This is a genomic window from Dechloromonas sp. ARDL1, assembly GCF_051122455.1.
In the GTDB taxonomy this organism is placed as follows: domain Bacteria; phylum Pseudomonadota; class Gammaproteobacteria; order Burkholderiales; family Rhodocyclaceae; genus Azonexus.
Genome location: NZ_CP168939.1, coordinates 3670890 through 3687311, shown reverse-complemented (window position 1 = coordinate 3687311; position 16422 = coordinate 3670890). Strand labels below are relative to the sequence as shown.

Sequence of the window (16422 nt, the reverse complement as noted above, 5' to 3'; positions counted from 1 at the left end):
TTCGACTATAGAAAAACCGCCCGGCCGGGTAATGAACAATTCACATGGAATGCATGAAAGAGACTCATGCACCTGCGCGGGTCAGCGGCAACAATCGACACACCCAAGCAACCCGCAGCGGGTGCCGTCGCGCATGGGTGTGCGATGGCCGCCCGCTGCCCACCCAGGAACGCCCCATGTCCGCCCGCCTTGCCCCAACCGCCGCCTTCACCCTCTACGCCGCCGCCCTCCGCAAAACCCAGCACGGCCGCCGCATGACGCGAAGAGAGGGCCTGACATGATCACCGGCCGCAATACCCCCACCTACGGGATCGTGCTCTCGCTGCTGGTGATCCTGTCGCTGTCGCTCGGGCCGGCCATTGCCAACGGCTTCGCCCGCTTTGCCTATGCCCTGCTGCTGCCGTCAATGCGCGATGCCTTCGGCTGGAGCTATTCCACCGCCGGCTCGCTCAACACCGCCAACGGCATCGGCTACATCCTCGGTGCGCTGGCCGTGTTCTTCGTGGTCGGCCGCCTCGGCAACCGGCGGCTGTACATCGCCGGCATCGTGCTCACCGCGCTGTCGCTGGTCGCCACCGGTTTCTGCGACAGCCTGCCGGCGCTGATGGCCTGGCGCTTCGTGGCCGGTGTGGTCGGCGCGGCCGTGTTCATCTGCGGCAGTGCGCTGGTCAGCGCGCAGGGCGCCCTGCATCCGCGCGTCCAGCCCTTCGCCATTCCCGGCTACTTCGGCGGTGCCGGCATCGGCATGCTGCTCTCGGGCATAGGCATCCCGGTCGTGCTCGAATGGCAGGGGCAGGGTGCCTGGCGCGAGGCGTGGATCGCCATGGGCGGGCTGGCGCTGCTCTTCAGCCTGTTCTCGGTGGCCGCCGCGCTCAACAGCCACGACCCCTCTGGCGCCAGCGTGGCCGGGCGCTGGAACTGGCGCGACTTCAGCCTCGGCGTGCTCGCCTACTTTGTTTATGGCGGCGGCTACATCACCTACATGACCTTCATCATCGCCTGGATGCGTAGCCATCAGGCCGGCGTGCTGCAGATCGCCGGCTTCTGGGGCCTGCTCGGGCTGGCCGTCATGGCCTCGCCCTATGTCTGGAAAACACGGCTCGCCCGCAACCAGGGCGGCAACTCGCTTGGGCTGGCCTGCGCCGTGCTCGCCGTGGCCGCCTTCCTGCCTTATCTCGACGCCAGCAGCCCGACCATGACCGTCTCGGCGCTGATGTTCGGCGTTTCCATGTTCATCGGCCCCGCCGCCATCACCGTCATGGTCCGCAACGGCTCGCCGCAAGGTGCCTGGGGCGCGGGCATTGCCGCCTTCACCACCGCCTTCGGCATCGGGCAGGCCGCCGGGCCGGTGTTTTCCGGGTGGCTGGGCGATGTCACCGGCTCGCTGTCGCTGCCCATTGCCACTTCGGCCGCCATCCTCGCCGCTGCATCGACCATCGCTTACCTGCAGAAGGATGTCCGCTGGGCCGAACCGTCCCGTGCCAACGCCACCACCGGCCAGCCTACAATCGCCGCACAGCCCTCGGAGGAAGCGGCATGAACGAACCCGTCGAAGTGCTCGGCCTCGAGCACATCTACCTCACGGTCAGTTCGCCGGCCGTTTCCGAAGCCTTCTACGACACCCTGCTGGTCGACGTCCTTGGCTTTCGCAAGAGCCAATTCATCCTCGGCGACGAGCCGCACATCAACTACTACAACCGCCACTTCGGCCTCGTCCTGCGCCCGGCCCGCAGCGCCACCCCGCACGACAACTACGCGCCGGGCCTGCATCACCTCTGCCTGCGCGTGGCCACCGAAGACGACCTCCGCCGCGCCTGGTCGGCCCTGCACGAACGCGGCATCAACGCCTCGCCGGTGCAGTGCTACGCACAATACGCCGAGGACTACTACGCCACCTTCCTCAACGACCCGGACGGGATACGGCTGGAGTTGTCGAATTTCCGCAAGGAGCGGCAGGTACGGTTTGATGGGTGGGAGGGGATTGGGGAGTGAGTTGCTGGCGCAACGCGGAGTTGCGCCAGTGTGCTTCTGCTAAGCCTCCCCAATGAAAATGGCCGGTTCTGATTGTAGGCCGGCCATTCTCGTTGGGTAGAGGAGGGGAGACTAAAGGTGAAATCTTGGTCTGTCCCCTGTTTTTGCTGGGCAGTACGGTCTGCACCTCGCGGGTCATCACGCTGCCAAGCTGCGTGTGGCGCGGATCGCAACCCTGAGCCAGCACGCGGAAAACAATGTCGCGCTCGGTGCAAATACCCGCCAGGACATTGTTCTCGAGAACCAGAATGGCCGACGAGTGCCACTCCTTCATGATGATTGACGCATCCCGAACGGACGTGCTGCCCTTGATATAGGGGAAGGTTCGCTGGCCAAGGACTTCAGATACCCGGCGGTTCGGCATTGCTGTTCCTCTCACTTGCCAGTGACTAAAGATGGCCACTCAAGTCAGACTCCGGGTGCCGGGTTAGGTTGCAACTGGTTTGGGGAGGGTGAGGGGGTGAGAGGAGGGGGTGCTTGTCAGCCAAATTGGCCATTGCCCAGATTGATCAAATCACGCCGGAATCGGACACCTTGTTGTTGTTCTGTGTTGTGAGATGACTAACGTTGTATCCATGATCGCCAGAGAATACTTACTAAATTTCCGTGCCGTTCTAGGGGGCGCTGCAATCAATGTGCGTTGAACATCATGCAGACTAATCGGAGCCATCAGAAGTTCGATGTCGGGACTTCAGATGATGGAAACATCATCGCGAATAACTTAGAGGAAGGAGGAGATCATATGACTAGCTGACGCAAAACTGAAACTTACGATATGTCAAATGCAAATTTTGGTGGAATATGAAATAATTGATAGCTATGGGGTGAATTTGTCTAATCATCAAAACTAAGGCTAACAAATATCTATGGCTACGCTAACAATTTTGCATCTTTCTGATCTACATATCTCTGAACAACTCTTTGCCGATCAGAAAGTAATTCTTGATGCGCTATTTAAGGATATCGAAGCGGAAAAAAATAAGGGTGTAGCCTACGACTTGGTGGTTTTTTCTGGAGATTTGATAGCTAAAGGTTCTTACACTGATGCAAATCGAAATTTGGCAGAGAACGAATTTTTTGCGCCACTACTAAAGGCAGCATCAATTAAAAATGACCGCTTATTTATGGTTCCGGGAAACCATGACCTAGAAACGAATAAAATACCCAGTACGCTTAACAGGCTGCTGAAATACCGCCCTGCAACTGCAGACGGTGGCATGGAACGGAGTCGTTTTTCGTAAGGCGAAGCGGATTTTCGGTCGTTCGCACGTGTTTTACAGGGATTCCGAGGTGTTTTCCTATCATATTGCCCCCAGCGGACGGATTGCTCCCAAGGAGCGCATGCGCGTCAGGTTGTAGGCGGCCATGGTCAGCACGAACAACTGATCGACCTTCTCCAGTCCGCGCACCATCACCTGGCGTATCGGCCCAATGAACTTGGCCCAGCCGAATCCCTGTTCGATGAGTTTGCGCTTTTGCTGGGAGATCGCGTAACCGTCACTGCCGGCAATGTCGTCCGGCACGGCAGAACGGCGATGGCTGGTGTTCTGCGCCACATGGGGAATGACATTCAGTTCGATGAGTGCCGCAATGAATTCCTGGGCATCGTAGCCCTTGTCCGCGCCGAGGGTGATTTCAGCCGTTTCGCCGGCGACTTGGCGGGCATCGGCGATCAGGGCCTTGGCAACTTCCCGCTCGGCATAGCCATCGGCCGTGGTCACGACCGCACTGGCAATGAGTCCGTGGCGGTTGTCGCTCAAGGTGTGTCCCATGTAGCGCAACTCACTGGCGGTATTGCCCTTGCGGTACAGTCGGGCATCCGGGTCGGTACGTGAGGCGTGGGTGTCATTGCTGCGTGACTGGCCCTTGAAATTGCCGCCGCCTTCATCATCTCCGCCGTCCTTGCGCAGGAAACTCTTGTGTCCCGCCCAAGCCTGGATGAGCGTGCCGTCGACACTGAAATGTTCGCCTGATAGCCAGTTCTGCTTCTCGGCAATGGCCAGTACCGCATTGAAGAGTTCGATCACGGCATCGTGGGCAATCAGGCGTTCGCGATTCTTGGTGAAGACGGTGGGCACCCAGACTGCATCGTCCATCGATAGGCCGATGAACCAGCGAAAGAGCAGGTTGTACTGGGTCTGCTCCATCAATTGCCGTTCCGAGCGAATGCTGTAGAAGATTTGCAGCAGCATGGCACGCAGGAGTTTCTCCGGGGCAATGCTGGGGCGACCGCCTTTGACGTCGGCGGCATACATGCCGCTGAGCAGGGGTTCGATATCCTTGAGCGCCCGATTCACCATCGCCCGGATCGGCCGCAACGGGTGCTGCGCCGGCACAAAGTCGTCCAGGCGACGCATCGTAAACAAACTCTCGGTGAAGGTGTCGGCTCCGCGCATGATCCGCTTTGTGCTCTCGGTAATCTCGGTGAATCTCTATAACGATCAAACCCGCTGTTTCGTCGACAGGATGGGGAAGTATTTCAGCAGCCTGTTAAGCCATCATTTGAGGCTTTGAATAGCGTAGAGCAAGTTAATAATATGATTGACGGCATTGAGTCATCGCCATTTTTTTGGAGTGGTTTTTCTTCGTATAATTCCATGTTGGCAAAGGTTTGCGGTTCCGTACCGATAATAAAAAATGACCTATTTGGCGCATATTCGGTAACTGTGAACGGTATTAAGGTTGGGGTTTGCTGTATTAATTCTGCGTGGAGAGCGACAGGTGCTCAAAATAATGGTGATTACGGCCGGTTATTGGTTGGGCAGAGACAAATCGATGGATTGCTTTCTGCAATAGCTGACTGCGAAATAAAAATTGCGGTTCTTCATCACCCGTTAAATTGGTTGGCACCATTTGATCAAACTTCTGTTCAGCAACAGATTTTTCGCGAATTTGATGGGGTTTTTTATGGCCATAATCATTCAGCGGACAGTTTGCATATTGCAGGGCCACAATACAGCACATTTGTTAGTAATTCTGGGTGTTTGTATCAATCTAGAGAGTGGTTCAATGGATACTCAATCATAAAATATGAAACCGACGATTTGACATGGAATGTGCGCGTTCGCGAATATTATGGGAATCGTAACGTCTTTGATGTCTCAACGCGTTTCTGTGAGAATGGCGAATCCACATTCGTAGTGTCGCGAGACAGATCAGGGGTGAAGTTAATATCATTCCCATCGTCTGATTACATAAGCGCAGTGCAAGACTCTGTTAATGGGCATCTTTTAACTAGCTCAATATCTGATATTGCCCCAAAGAATCTACGGTCAATTTTTGTTGAACCGCCCCTAACAGGCTGCTGAAATACCGCCCTGCAACTGCAGACGGTGGCATGGAACGGAGTCGTTTTTCGTAAGGCGAAGCGGATTTTCGGTCGTTCGCACGTGTTTTACAGGGATTCCGAGGTGTTTTCCTATCATATTGCCCCCAGCGGACGGATTGCTCCCAAGGAGCGCATGCGCGTCAGGTTGTAGGCGGCCATGGTCAGCACGAACAACTGATCGACCTTCTCCAGTCCGCGCACCATCACCTGGCGTATCGGCCCAATGAACTTGGCCCAGCCGAATCCCTGTTCGATGAGTTTGCGCTTTTGCTGGGAGATCGCGTAACCGTCACTGCCGGCAATGTCGTCCGGCACGGCAGAACGGCGATGGCTGGTGTTCTGCGCCACATGGGGAATGACATTCAGTTCGATGAGTGCCGCAATGAATTCCTGGGCATCGTAGCCCTTGTCCGCGCCGAGGGTGATTTCAGCCGTTTCGCCGGCGACTTGGCGGGCATCGGCGATCAGGGCCTTGGCAACTTCCCGCTCGGCATAGCCATCGGCCGTGGTCACGACCGCACTGGCAATGAGTCCGTGGCGGTTGTCGCTCAAGGTGTGTCCCATGTAGCGCAACTCACTGGCGGTATTGCCCTTGCGGTACAGTCGGGCATCCGGGTCGGTACGTGAGGCGTGGGTGTCATTGCTGCGTGACTGGCCCTTGAAATTGCCGCCGCCTTCATCATCTCCGCCGTCCTTGCGCAGGAAACTCTTGTGTCCCGCCCAAGCCTGGATGAGCGTGCCGTCGACACTGAAATGTTCGCCTGATAGCCAGTTCTGCTTCTCGGCAATGGCCAGTACCGCATTGAAGAGTTCGATCACGGCATCGTGGGCAATCAGGCGTTCGCGATTCTTGGTGAAGACGGTGGGCACCCAGACTGCATCGTCCATCGATAGGCCGATGAACCAGCGAAAGAGCAGGTTGTACTGGGTCTGCTCCATCAATTGCCGTTCCGAGCGAATGCTGTAGAAGATTTGCAGCAGCATGGCACGCAGGAGTTTCTCCGGGGCAATGCTGGGGCGACCGCCTTTGACGTCGGCGGCATACATGCCGCTGAGCAGGGGTTCGATATCCTTGAGCGCCCGATTCACCATCGCCCGGATCGGCCGCAACGGGTGCTGCGCCGGCACAAAGTCGTCCAGGCGACGCATCGTAAACAAACTCTCGGTGAAGGTGTCGGCTCCGCGCATGATCCGCTTTGTGCTCTCGGTAATCTCGGTGAATCTCTATAACGATCAAACCCGCTGTTTCGTCGACAGGATGGGGAAGTATTTCAGCAGCCTGCTAAGCCATATTTCAGAGCGACAGTTGAATGAGGATAATTCAAATGGCGGTGAGATAAACTACCTTGATCTAGGGGCGGTGCTGTTGAGTAATAAATCGGTATTTTTTGTTGGACAAAAAGAGTCCGGAAAAACTACCTTGCTCCACTACATATGTGCTGAACTGGAAGATTCTAGAATAAGTGGGGTTCCGCTGTTTGGGTGTTACGTTAACCTTGATTCTGTTAAGGCGACGGTTGCAGGAATTTTGGAGGCGATAGTACATTTTTCCAAGGGAGCTTATAGACGAGCTGAGTTTGTTGATTTGCTGAAGGCGGGTCGGATGGTTATCTGCTTTGATAATCTTCCTGTTCATGACGATAAACTTCTTGGGGCGATTAAGTCCTTCGTCGAAGAGTATTCTTCGAATAACTTCTATTTTTCCGTAAGCGAAACATTTCAATCCTCTATTTCCCAGCGAGTTATACCTAGGCTGGGACTTAACAGGCTGCTGAAATACTTCCCCATCCTGTCGACGAAACAGCGGGTTTGATCGTTATAGAGATTCACCGAGATTACCGAGAGCACAAAGCGGATCATGCGCGGAGCCGACACCTTCACCGAGAGTTTGTTTACGATGCGTCGCCTGGACGACTTTGTGCCGGCGCAGCACCCGTTGCGGCCGATCCGGGCGATGGTGAATCGGGCGCTCAAGGATATCGAACCCCTGCTCAGCGGCATGTATGCCGCCGACGTCAAAGGCGGTCGCCCCAGCATTGCCCCGGAGAAACTCCTGCGTGCCATGCTGCTGCAAATCTTCTACAGCATTCGCTCGGAACGGCAATTGATGGAGCAGACCCAGTACAACCTGCTCTTTCGCTGGTTCATCGGCCTATCGATGGACGATGCAGTCTGGGTGCCCACCGTCTTCACCAAGAATCGCGAACGCCTGATTGCCCACGATGCCGTGATCGAACTCTTCAATGCGGTACTGGCCATTGCCGAGAAGCAGAACTGGCTATCAGGCGAACATTTCAGTGTCGACGGCACGCTCATCCAGGCTTGGGCGGGACACAAGAGTTTCCTGCGCAAGGACGGCGGAGATGATGAAGGCGGCGGCAATTTCAAGGGCCAGTCACGCAGCAATGACACCCACGCCTCACGTACCGACCCGGATGCCCGACTGTACCGCAAGGGCAATACCGCCAGTGAGTTGCGCTACATGGGACACACCTTGAGCGACAACCGCCACGGACTCATTGCCAGTGCGGTCGTGACCACGGCCGATGGCTATGCCGAGCGGGAAGTTGCCAAGGCCCTGATCGCCGATGCCCGCCAAGTCGCCGGCGAAACGGCTGAAATCACCCTCGGCGCGGACAAGGGCTACGATGCCCAGGAATTCATTGCGGCACTCATCGAACTGAATGTCATTCCCCATGTGGCGCAGAACACCAGCCATCGCCGTTCTGCCGTGCCGGACGACATTGCCGGCAGTGACGGTTACGCGATCTCCCAGCAAAAGCGCAAACTCATCGAACAGGGATTCGGCTGGGCCAAGTTCATTGGGCCGATACGCCAGGTGATGGTGCGCGGACTGGAGAAGGTCGATCAGTTGTTCGTGCTGACCATGGCCGCCTACAACCTGACGCGCATGCGCTCCTTGGGAGCAATCCGTCCGCTGGGGGCAATATGATAGGAAAACACCTCGGAATCCCTGTAAAACACGTGCGAACGACCGAAAATCCGCTTCGCCTTACGAAAAACGACTCCGTTCCATGCCACCGTCTGCAGTTGCAGGGCGGTATTTCAGCAGCCTGTTAGAAGGCTCAATATACCACGAACCCCATTTTTGATATCTGCATTATTGTGGATACAGGAAAAGAATATTGCGTTTAATCCTGTAAATCAGGCTGAGATTATTGATATTCTGGTTGATGGGATTTTGGATAAATTGCGCGAAACAAAAGAGCGCAGCGGATATGATTCGACTGTTAAGCGTCATTTTTTGACGGAGTTTTCTTACGCGCTGCATAAAACCAACAGAAAAATGTGTACGCATAACGAATTAGATCAGTTGGTTGTGGACTATTTCTCAAATAAAGGACTGCCGTCTGCCAGTGGTCCATTTATCGACGAGCTAAAGCGAAAGGGCATTATCGTTGATTTTGGGGATCAGATTGGTTTCAAGTTTGATTGTCTAAGAGCGTTTTTCTTATCAATAAAAATAAAGGAGTCATCTGAATTACGTGACTATTCGTTTACTCCTGAGGGGTTTGTGCGTTTGAGTGAGGAGCTCAATTACTTTACCGGAAAGAATCGTGCGGAGAAGGACGCCCTTATCGGAGCAATGAAAGTAATTGATACATTCTATAAAAATGCAGAAATTGATATTGATCTCGAGTTATTCGATCAAATTTCATTGAGTGAGAGCCCAATTACTGCGGAGCGTAAGGTTGCTTTGGAGAAAAAGTTGCTAGGAGAACGCCCGACGTTCGAAAAGCAAGAGGAGTTGCTGGATGAAATGGACGAGCCGTATTGCAGTATTCCAGTGATTGAGATTCCCCTAGCAGGCTGCTGAAATACCGCCCTGCAACTGCAGACGGTGGCATGGAACGGAGTCGTTTTTCGTAAGGCGAAGCGGATTTTCGGTCGTTCGCACGTGTTTTACAGGGATTCCGAGGTGTTTTCCTATCATATTGCCCCCAGCGGACGGATTGCTCCCAAGGAGCGCATGCGCGTCAGGTTGTAGGCGGCCATGGTCAGCACGAACAACTGATCGACCTTCTCCAGTCCGCGCACCATCACCTGGCGTATCGGCCCAATGAACTTGGCCCAGCCGAATCCCTGTTCGATGAGTTTGCGCTTTTGCTGGGAGATCGCGTAACCGTCACTGCCGGCAATGTCGTCCGGCACGGCAGAACGGCGATGGCTGGTGTTCTGCGCCACATGGGGAATGACATTCAGTTCGATGAGTGCCGCAATGAATTCCTGGGCATCGTAGCCCTTGTCCGCGCCGAGGGTGATTTCAGCCGTTTCGCCGGCGACTTGGCGGGCATCGGCGATCAGGGCCTTGGCAACTTCCCGCTCGGCATAGCCATCGGCCGTGGTCACGACCGCACTGGCAATGAGTCCGTGGCGGTTGTCGCTCAAGGTGTGTCCCATGTAGCGCAACTCACTGGCGGTATTGCCCTTGCGGTACAGTCGGGCATCCGGGTCGGTACGTGAGGCGTGGGTGTCATTGCTGCGTGACTGGCCCTTGAAATTGCCGCCGCCTTCATCATCTCCGCCGTCCTTGCGCAGGAAACTCTTGTGTCCCGCCCAAGCCTGGATGAGCGTGCCGTCGACACTGAAATGTTCGCCTGATAGCCAGTTCTGCTTCTCGGCAATGGCCAGTACCGCATTGAAGAGTTCGATCACGGCATCGTGGGCAATCAGGCGTTCGCGATTCTTGGTGAAGACGGTGGGCACCCAGACTGCATCGTCCATCGATAGGCCGATGAACCAGCGAAAGAGCAGGTTGTACTGGGTCTGCTCCATCAATTGCCGTTCCGAGCGAATGCTGTAGAAGATTTGCAGCAGCATGGCACGCAGGAGTTTCTCCGGGGCAATGCTGGGGCGACCGCCTTTGACGTCGGCGGCATACATGCCGCTGAGCAGGGGTTCGATATCCTTGAGCGCCCGATTCACCATCGCCCGGATCGGCCGCAACGGGTGCTGCGCCGGCACAAAGTCGTCCAGGCGACGCATCGTAAACAAACTCTCGGTGAAGGTGTCGGCTCCGCGCATGATCCGCTTTGTGCTCTCGGTAATCTCGGTGAATCTCTATAACGATCAAACCCGCTGTTTCGTCGACAGGATGGGGAAGTATTTCAGCAGCCTGCTAGCAGCCCCGGAAAGTAACATGTCAAATTTTTTCGCGGCACTGCAGACTGCATCAGCCATTCTACGAAATTCAGAATTAATAGATGATGTTGAGTTAAAGCGTTCTTCTTATATTAAACTTGTTGAATATTGGTCTCGTATTTTGATGGTTATCTTGGCATCCGTTGAGCTTTATGCGGATGAGCAAGAAAAGGCAGCTGTAAAAGAGGCTGTGCCTGAGATTCCGAAAGAGTTCAGTATTTATATTTTAAAACTCCTTGTTCCTAATGCTATATTTGCTATGGCGTTAGAATCTATTGGTACTTCAAAGCTTGAGCTAATGATACGTAGTGGCATTGACGAAGTTCCTCAAACAATTTGCAAACTGCTGAGTACTGTTTTATATGTTGATTTGGAATTGAATGATCGACTGAGCGTTATTAAAGCACTTACCGATAGAGCAGAAGCCAGTCGTTTTCTGCTAGAGATAGTGTTTTTTAAATTACTTCATCTTTTTATGTTTAGGAGGCTCAGCGGGAATGAAGAGGCAAAACTCAGGCCGATGCTTGGGGATATCTTTGCCCGTTTAAGCGAAGCAAAAACTCAGCAAGCAAGCGATAGTATAAAAGTGCAGATGATGAAACATTTGAATAAAAAGCGGTTAGTAAAACAGGTGGTCGGTAGTTTGAATTAGCGATTTTGCGGTATTTGATTTTTGCATTGAATACTGATCATATTCAGTCAGCCGGTGCTATTGCATGGCTATGCTTGCAATGCAGCAGTCGCGCTTGGCGGCGCTTGGGATTCGGGGCGCCAGTGTTGCTACCTCGCCCGACTGCTGCAGGGGAGCTGCACAACCGCAAGATAAACACGGAAGGCGGCTGCATCAACAGCTCCCTCCTATATTGTCTGACGGTGGAGGTTAGGGCGCCCATCACGGTGACATTCATGTGGCGATTTTGGGGCGCGCTGACATGAGTTCGCCGATAGGAATCGTCGTCGTCAAACCAGTCGCGAGTACAGCTACTAACCGAAACCTGCGGCTCGTTGACGACGGATTGGATTGCTGGACTGGTCTATGACTATCGGAGCTAGAAAAGCAACTTGCGACCCGACTGCCATTCTTACATTAGCCGCCCTGCAAAGAACCCAAGTATCTCCTCCCTAGCCGCTACCGTCGGTTCCCCCGCCTTGTCCACCAGATGCACTGTCACCACGCTATGTGCGAAGGGGACGTGTGTCTGGAAGAAGGGTGGGGCGTCGGCGAAGTTGGCGGCGGAGTCGGGTAGTACGCGGGCCTTGAAGCGGGGGCCGAGGGCCTGTTCGTAGGCGGCGAAGCGTTGGGCCTGGCAGAACTTGTCGCCGGCGAAGCGGTAGGCGAGGACGTCGAGGTTTTCCTTGTCGAGGCGGGCTTTGACGGCGGCGAGGTCTTCCGGGGAAATTTCGAGGCCGGCCGGATCGTTGAGCGGTAGCGCGGGCTGGCAGAGAACGGGTGCGAGCATCGCGGGTTCGAGCATCATCGAGAGGGCGAAGTTGCCGGTGAAGCACATGCCGATGGCGCCGACGCCCTTGCCGCCGCATTCGGCGTGGGCTTGCCGGGCGAGCTGGCGCAGCCAGTGGGTGACGGGGCTGCTCTGCCCGGCGGCCAGGGCACGGAATTCGGCGCTGACGCAGGCCTTGCGGAAGACGGCGGCGCCTTCGTCGGCGGAAACAATTGCGCCGTCGCGGCCGAACAGCGAGGGCAGGTAGACGGTGAAGCCGGCGTCGCGCACCCAGCGGGCAAAGCGGGCGACGTGAGGGCCGATGCCCGGAATTTCGGCCATGACGATGACGGCCGGGCCGTTGCCGGCAACGTAGACGTTCTTGCTCTGGCCGTCGAAGGCGATTTGGCGGCGCAGGAAGTCGTTCAGCGGGTCGTCGTGCAGCAGGTTCTGGTCGGGCATGGGGTTCTCCTTGGTTGTTCGGGCTGGCCGGGTTCAGACGACCTTGAGCAAGCGTGACTGGAAGGGGGCGGGCATGGCGCCGGTTTGTATCCATTGCAGCGCCGCCGGCCACAGCGAGTCGGCAAACTTGCTGTTGAAGTAGGCGAAGTGACCGATCTGGCTGACGCCGATGTCGGTGGGGGCAAGGTGCAGGTGGTGGCGCCGGGCGTGTTTGTAGAGACCGAGCAAACGGCGGATGGCGGCCGGGGTGCCCCAGTCGTCGTCGGCGAGGCTGATGGCCAGGGTTTCGCCCCGGAAGAGTTCGAACTGCAGGGGCAGCGGCGGGTCGGAGCGGTGGGTTTTCCAGGGGTGTTTTTCGAAATCGCGGTGCAGGGCGCTCCATTGGCGGACGATGCCGAGCGGGGTGTCTTCGAGCCAGCCGAGGCGGGCGCCAGGAAAGTAGCCGAACAGCCGCGCCACGAGCGGCATGAAGAGGTGCCAGCGGAGCAGCATCTGCAGGCGTTTGCGCGGGTTGTAGTCGGGCCAGTAGGCGATCTGGGCGCCGACGGTCAGGGCGCGGCGCACGCGATGGCTGGAGGCGGCGAGGCCGAGGGTGAAGCCGCCGATGCTGTGGGCGACGACGTCGATGGGCTGGCCGGGATAGTGGGTGCTGACGTACTGGAGAACGGCTTCGAGATCGTGCCGGCCCCAGTCGACATAGCTGGCGTTGAAGCGGCGCAGGCCGCCCGGCGGGCGCGAGGCGCCGATGCCGCGATAGTCGAAGGTGACGACATCGCAGCCGCTGGCGTGGAGGTAGTCGGCGAAGCGGTAGTAGTAGCGCGCCTTGACCGAGGTGGCGGGGGCGATGACGACGACGTTGCGGTCGCCGGCCTCGCCGTCGTGGCGCCATTCGCTGGCGCCGATGAGCAGGTGGTCGGCGGTGACGACCTGGAAATCGCGGGGGGATGCGGGCATGGCGTTCTCCTTGAGCAGACCACTAATGACCGACGAAGACCGGCTTGGTCTTGTCGACGAAGGCCTGGGTGCCGATGCGGAAGTCCTCGGTAGTGGCGCAGCGGCCGAGCAGGTCGGCGCCGAGTTCGGCGGATTCGGCGGGCGGCAGGTCGAAGCCCCGGCAGCAGGCTTCCCAGGTGTAGCGCAGGGCGGCGGGCGACAGGGCGAGGATGTCGCGAGTCATGGCCTCGGCTTCGGCGATCAGCCGGTCGTCGTCGACCACGGCGTTGATCAGGCCTATCTGGCAGGCCTCCTCGGCGAGCAGGATGTGCCCGCACAGCAGCAGTTCGGTGGCCCGGCCCCGGCCGACGAGGCGGGCCAGGCGGCTGATGCCGACCGAGCCGGCAACGACGCCGTGGCGGATGTCGGGATGCCCGAAGCGGCTGGACCGGCCGGCGACGCGCAGGGCGCAGGAGAGGGCGAGTTCCAGCCCGTTGCCGTAGGCGTGGCCGTTGATGGCGGCGACGACGATCTTGCCCAGCGTTTCGATGCGGTTGGCCAGCGCGCCAGCCTGGCGCGAAAAGGCGTGGATGGCCGAGGGCGTGGCGGCGCTGAGGTACTTGATGTCGGCGCCGCTGGAGAAAGCCTTGCCGCCGGCCCCGGTGACGATGACGGCGGCGATGCGCGGGTCGGCCTTGACGCGGTCGAGCTGCCGGGCGAGGCAGCTGAGCACGCCGGGGTCGAGGGCGTTCATGGCTTCCGGCCGGTTGATGGTGAGGAGCGCGATGGATTCGCGAATGTCGAACAGGACGGAATGGCTGGCGCGCATGGCGGTCTCCGGTTTTCAAGCGCCCGGCAGGTGGAAGCGTGCTTCCGTGCCGCATGTCTTGAAGCGTAGAGAAATGCCGCCGGGCGGCGATGAAACATTTTTCGCGCCGCCATGAAGGGGTTTCATTGTCGCGCGGAGTGGGCAGGGCGAGCGCGTACCGGCCCGGCGGGGCGCGTCAAACGGAGCGGGAAAGGGCCGGGTACCCGGAGCGGGCCACCCAGCAGGGGCAGGCGTCGGCGGGCGACGCCCGGCCCGGCGAGTTACCGGCCGTAGGTGCCGGTCAGCGTGGCCTTGCCGAGGCTGTTGGCATTGACCATGTAGCCGACCAGTGCGGTGCTGCCGTCGGCGGGCAGCTCAAGTTTGTCGACCTTGAGCGCGTGCAGCGTGAAGTGGTAGTTGTGCGGGCGGTTGCCGACCGGCGGGCAGGGGCCGCCCCAGCCGGGGCCGCCGAAGTCGGTCTTCCACTGGCTGGCGCCAGCCGGCAGCGCCGAGGCATCGGCCTTGCCGGCACCGGCGGGCAATTGCCGGGCGGTGGCGGGAATGTCAAGGACAACCCAGTGCCACCAGCCGCTGCCGCCGGTCGGGGCGTCGGGGTCATGCACCATCAAAGCGAAGCTCTTGGTACCGGCCGGCGGGTTGCTCCAGGCGAGGGCCGGCGAGGTGTTGCCGCCGGTGCAGCCAAAGCCGGTGTAGACATGCTTGTCGCTCAGCTTGCCTTTGGGGGCGAAGTCGGGGCTCTTGAGCGCGAAGGGCTCGGCGGCGTACGCGGTGCTCAGCAGCGTGGCGGCGCAGATGGCGAACAGAGGGTGTCGCATGCTTCTTTTCCTTTGCTGGGTTGAGGGAATCGTCATTCGGCCCGATGGCAGACCGCTTCGATGCGGTTGCCGAAGGGGTCGTGGAGGAAGGCGCCGAAATAGGTCGGGTGGTAGTGGCGCAGGGCCGGCGCGCCGTTGTCGCGGCCGCCGTGGGCCAGCCCGGCGCGGTGAAACTCGACGACCTGCTGGCGGGTGGTGGCCTTGAAGCACCAGTGGCGCTTGTCGTCGACATTGGCGTTGGCCGAGGCGTAGATCGCCAGGCAGGTGTGGAAGTCCTCGATGCTGTCGCAGCGCACGCCGTAGCCGATGGCGTCGGGGCGGTCGTAAACCTGCGCGACGCCCAACGCGGCCATCACCGCGTCGTAGAAGGGGCGCGCCTGGTCGAGGTCGGGAACGGAGATGGAGACGTGGTCGAGTACGAACATGGCGATGGCCTCGGGAAAGGATGGTAGTGGCGTAGGGCGTTCAGCGGTTGCGCCCCTCGATGCCGCGCAGCACGCCGATCATGTCCAGCCCGCCGTGGCCGCCGGCCAGGGTTTCGCTGAACAGCCGGTAGCACTCCTCGATCAGCGGGCTGACGATGCCGCCGCGTCGGGCTTCCTCGGCGACCAGGCGGCTGTTCTTCTGGACGTCGGCAATCGAGGCCTGCACCGAGAAATCGTCGGCGACGAGTTTTTCCAGCTTTATTTTCGACACGGCGCTGGCCATCGGGCCGGCATCGAGGATGGCGCGGTGCAGCGCGGTGTCGAGGCCGAGTTCGCGGGCGAAGTGGTGTGATTCGACCAGGCCGCTGACCAGCGTGATGAGGAAGAGATTGACCGCCAGCTTCATCTGCAGCGCCGACGGCACCGGGCCGCAGACGAAGGTTTCCTTGCACACCGGGGCGAGCCAGGGGCGCACCTCGGCCACGGCATCGGGGTCGCCGGCCAGCATGCCGACCAGCTGCCCGTTTTCGGCGGGCAGGCGGGAGCCGGAAACGGGTGCCTCGACGTACTGGCCGCCGGCGGCGCAGATGCGTTCGTTGAGCGCGGCGGAATAGGCCGGCGAGGTGGTACCCATGTGCACGACGATGTGGCCCTTTAGCGCGCCGGGGCGGTCGGCGCCGGCCTGGCGGAGGACGTCGTCGATGGCGTCCTCGGTGGCCAGCATCATGATGACGATGCGGCAGCGATCAAGGAGTTCGCCGGGGCTGGCCGCGATCTGAGCGCCAAACGGAACGAGCGCCGCCGACTTCTCGGGCGAGCGGTTCCAGACGACGAGTTGCCCGAAGTGCCGGGCCAGATTGCGCGCCATGGGAAAGCCCATGACGCCGGTGCCGATGAAGCCGAGCGTTTCCATATGTCCACCTCGCGATGCGTGACTGGGTCAGGCCATCATAGGGGCGTGGAAACGGCATGCCATGCGACTTGTTCATGGACAGGA

18 protein-coding genes are annotated in these 16422 nt (G+C 58.7%); 8 read left to right on the top strand and 10 right to left on the bottom strand.

Going from position 1 to position 16422, the window contains the following annotated elements; all coding sequences use genetic code 11:
* The first annotated feature begins 277 nt into the window (after positions 1–277).
* Together AB6Q56_RS18200 and AB6Q56_RS18195 are read left to right on the top strand one after the other, a co-directional pair.
* Positions 278–1540: a YbfB/YjiJ family MFS transporter gene (locus tag AB6Q56_RS18200; protein WP_434514457.1), complete on the top strand. Its 1263-nt coding sequence runs from the start codon at positions 278–280 to the stop codon at positions 1538–1540.
* Positions 1537–1992 (top strand): VOC family protein, encoded by a 456-nt coding sequence (locus tag AB6Q56_RS18195; RefSeq protein ID WP_434514456.1) that lies wholly within the window; start codon positions 1537–1539, stop codon positions 1990–1992. Before AB6Q56_RS18200 ends, AB6Q56_RS18195 begins: the two co-directional genes overlap by 4 nt.
* Here the strand turns inward: AB6Q56_RS18195 and AB6Q56_RS18190 are convergent.
* A complete protein-coding gene (locus AB6Q56_RS18190; protein WP_434517175.1) occupies positions 1901–2305 on the bottom strand; it encodes a hypothetical protein in 405 nt (134 codons plus the stop codon). The two genes, AB6Q56_RS18195 and AB6Q56_RS18190, sit on opposite strands and share 92 nt — an antisense overlap.
* A 592-nt stretch (positions 2306–2897) precedes the next feature.
* Here AB6Q56_RS18190 and AB6Q56_RS18185 point away from each other — a divergent pair.
* Positions 2898–3272 carry a metallophosphoesterase family protein gene (locus tag AB6Q56_RS18185; protein ID WP_434514455.1) on the top strand — a complete coding sequence of 125 codons (375 nt, stop codon included), beginning with the start codon at positions 2898–2900 and terminating at the stop codon, positions 3270–3272.
* Positions 3273–3332: 60 nt separating this feature from the next.
* Here AB6Q56_RS18185 and AB6Q56_RS18180 read toward each other — a convergent pair whose 3' ends face one another.
* A complete protein-coding gene (locus AB6Q56_RS18180) occupies positions 3333–4427 on the bottom strand; it encodes an IS5 family transposase (RefSeq protein ID WP_046535740.1) in 1095 nt (364 codons plus the stop codon).
* 141 nt (positions 4428–4568) lie between these two features.
* Here AB6Q56_RS18180 and AB6Q56_RS18175 point away from each other — a divergent pair, with 141 nt between their 5' ends.
* Entirely contained in the window at positions 4569–5339 is a 771-nt protein-coding gene (locus tag AB6Q56_RS18175) for a metallophosphoesterase family protein (protein ID WP_434514454.1), read from the top strand.
* 113 nt (positions 5340–5452) lie between these two features.
* Here the strand turns inward: AB6Q56_RS18175 and AB6Q56_RS18170 are convergent, their stop codons facing one another.
* Positions 5453–6547 carry an IS5 family transposase gene (locus AB6Q56_RS18170; RefSeq protein ID WP_046535740.1) on the bottom strand — a complete coding sequence of 365 codons (1095 nt, stop codon included), beginning with the start codon at positions 6545–6547 and terminating at the stop codon, positions 5453–5455.
* Here AB6Q56_RS18170 and AB6Q56_RS18165 point away from each other — a divergent pair.
* The 3 genes from AB6Q56_RS18165 to AB6Q56_RS18155 all read left to right on the top strand — a co-directional run bounded on the left by AB6Q56_RS18165 (position 6546) and on the right by AB6Q56_RS18155 (position 9197).
* Positions 6546–7172, top strand: coding sequence for a hypothetical protein (locus AB6Q56_RS18165; RefSeq protein WP_434514453.1), 627 nt, complete (start codon positions 6546–6548; stop codon positions 7170–7172). The two genes, AB6Q56_RS18170 and AB6Q56_RS18165, sit on opposite strands and share 2 nt — an antisense overlap.
* Positions 7173–7217: 45 nt before the next feature.
* Positions 7218–8312 carry an IS5 family transposase gene (locus AB6Q56_RS18160; RefSeq protein ID WP_046535740.1) on the top strand — a complete coding sequence of 365 codons (1095 nt, stop codon included), beginning with the start codon at positions 7218–7220 and terminating at the stop codon, positions 8310–8312.
* 156 nt (positions 8313–8468) lie between these two features.
* Entirely contained in the window at positions 8469–9197 is a 729-nt protein-coding gene (locus AB6Q56_RS18155; RefSeq protein WP_434514452.1) for an STAND family AAA ATPase, read from the top strand.
* A gap of 113 nt (positions 9198–9310) precedes the next feature.
* Here AB6Q56_RS18155 and AB6Q56_RS18150 read toward each other — a convergent pair whose 3' ends face one another.
* Positions 9311–10405: an IS5 family transposase gene (locus AB6Q56_RS18150; RefSeq protein WP_046535740.1), complete on the bottom strand. Its 1095-nt coding sequence runs from the start codon at positions 10403–10405 to the stop codon at positions 9311–9313.
* A 115-nt stretch (positions 10406–10520) separates the two neighbouring features.
* Here AB6Q56_RS18150 and AB6Q56_RS18145 point away from each other — a divergent pair, with 115 nt between their 5' ends.
* The gene (locus AB6Q56_RS18145) at positions 10521–11174 is read left to right on the top strand and encodes a hypothetical protein (protein WP_434514451.1); all 654 of its coding nucleotides are present in this window, start codon (positions 10521–10523) and stop codon (positions 11172–11174) included.
* Positions 11175–11604: 430 nt separating this feature from the next.
* Here the strand turns inward: AB6Q56_RS18145 and AB6Q56_RS18140 are convergent, their stop codons facing one another.
* From AB6Q56_RS18140 to AB6Q56_RS18115, 6 genes are all read right to left on the bottom strand, one after another.
* On the bottom strand, positions 11605–12423 hold the full coding sequence (locus tag AB6Q56_RS18140) for a dienelactone hydrolase family protein (protein WP_434514450.1): 819 nt from the start codon (positions 12421–12423) through the stop codon (positions 11605–11607).
* 33 nt (positions 12424–12456) lie between these two features.
* Positions 12457–13377: an alpha/beta hydrolase family protein gene (locus AB6Q56_RS18135; protein ID WP_434514449.1), complete on the bottom strand. Its 921-nt coding sequence runs from the start codon at positions 13375–13377 to the stop codon at positions 12457–12459.
* Positions 13378–13399: 22 nt separating this feature from the next.
* A complete protein-coding gene (locus tag AB6Q56_RS18130; RefSeq protein ID WP_434514448.1) occupies positions 13400–14185 on the bottom strand; it encodes an enoyl-CoA hydratase/isomerase family protein in 786 nt (261 codons plus the stop codon).
* 260 nt (positions 14186–14445) lie between these two features.
* A complete protein-coding gene (locus AB6Q56_RS18125; RefSeq protein ID WP_434514447.1) occupies positions 14446–15000 on the bottom strand; it encodes a YbhB/YbcL family Raf kinase inhibitor-like protein in 555 nt (184 codons plus the stop codon).
* A 32-nt stretch (positions 15001–15032) separates the two neighbouring features.
* On the bottom strand, positions 15033–15425 hold the full coding sequence (locus tag AB6Q56_RS18120) for a VOC family protein (protein WP_434514446.1): 393 nt from the start codon (positions 15423–15425) through the stop codon (positions 15033–15035).
* A 40-nt stretch (positions 15426–15465) separates the two neighbouring features.
* Complete coding sequence (locus AB6Q56_RS18115) at positions 15466–16338, bottom strand: NAD(P)-dependent oxidoreductase (RefSeq protein ID WP_434514445.1); 873 nt, start codon at positions 16336–16338, stop codon at positions 15466–15468.
* Between the last annotated feature and the right edge of the window lie 84 nt (positions 16339–16422).

Bases quoted from the DNA above. Each gene is read 5' to 3' on its own strand.
- AB6Q56_RS18200 (WP_434514457.1), top strand. From the start codon at position 278: ATGATCACCGGCCGCAATACCCCCACCTACGGGATCGTGCTCTCGCTG.
- AB6Q56_RS18195 (WP_434514456.1), top strand. From the start codon at position 1,537: ATGAACGAACCCGTCGAAGTGCTCGGCCTCGAGCACATCTACCTCACG.
- AB6Q56_RS18190 (WP_434517175.1), bottom strand. From the start codon at position 2,305: ATGAAGGAGTGGCACTCGTCGGCCATTCTGGTTCTCGAGAACAATGTC.
- AB6Q56_RS18185 (WP_434514455.1), top strand. From the start codon at position 2,898: ATGGCTACGCTAACAATTTTGCATCTTTCTGATCTACATATCTCTGAA.
- AB6Q56_RS18180 (WP_046535740.1), bottom strand. From the start codon at position 4,427: ATGCGCGGAGCCGACACCTTCACCGAGAGTTTGTTTACGATGCGTCGC.
- AB6Q56_RS18175 (WP_434514454.1), top strand. From the start codon at position 4,569: ATGATTGACGGCATTGAGTCATCGCCATTTTTTTGGAGTGGTTTTTCT.
- AB6Q56_RS18165 (WP_434514453.1), top strand. From the start codon at position 6,546: ATGATCCGCTTTGTGCTCTCGGTAATCTCGGTGAATCTCTATAACGAT.
- AB6Q56_RS18170 (WP_046535740.1), bottom strand. From the start codon at position 6,547: ATGCGCGGAGCCGACACCTTCACCGAGAGTTTGTTTACGATGCGTCGC.
- AB6Q56_RS18160 (WP_046535740.1), top strand. From the start codon at position 7,218: ATGCGCGGAGCCGACACCTTCACCGAGAGTTTGTTTACGATGCGTCGC.
- AB6Q56_RS18150 (WP_046535740.1), bottom strand. From the start codon at position 10,405: ATGCGCGGAGCCGACACCTTCACCGAGAGTTTGTTTACGATGCGTCGC.
- AB6Q56_RS18145 (WP_434514451.1), top strand. From the start codon at position 10,521: ATGTCAAATTTTTTCGCGGCACTGCAGACTGCATCAGCCATTCTACGA.
- AB6Q56_RS18140 (WP_434514450.1), bottom strand. From the start codon at position 12,423: ATGCCCGACCAGAACCTGCTGCACGACGACCCGCTGAACGACTTCCTG.
- AB6Q56_RS18135 (WP_434514449.1), bottom strand. From the start codon at position 13,377: ATGCCCGCATCCCCCCGCGATTTCCAGGTCGTCACCGCCGACCACCTG.
- AB6Q56_RS18130 (WP_434514448.1), bottom strand. From the start codon at position 14,185: ATGCGCGCCAGCCATTCCGTCCTGTTCGACATTCGCGAATCCATCGCG.
- AB6Q56_RS18125 (WP_434514447.1), bottom strand. From the start codon at position 15,000: ATGCGACACCCTCTGTTCGCCATCTGCGCCGCCACGCTGCTGAGCACC.
- AB6Q56_RS18120 (WP_434514446.1), bottom strand. From the start codon at position 15,425: ATGTTCGTACTCGACCACGTCTCCATCTCCGTTCCCGACCTCGACCAG.
- AB6Q56_RS18115 (WP_434514445.1), bottom strand. From the start codon at position 16,338: ATGGAAACGCTCGGCTTCATCGGCACCGGCGTCATGGGCTTTCCCATG.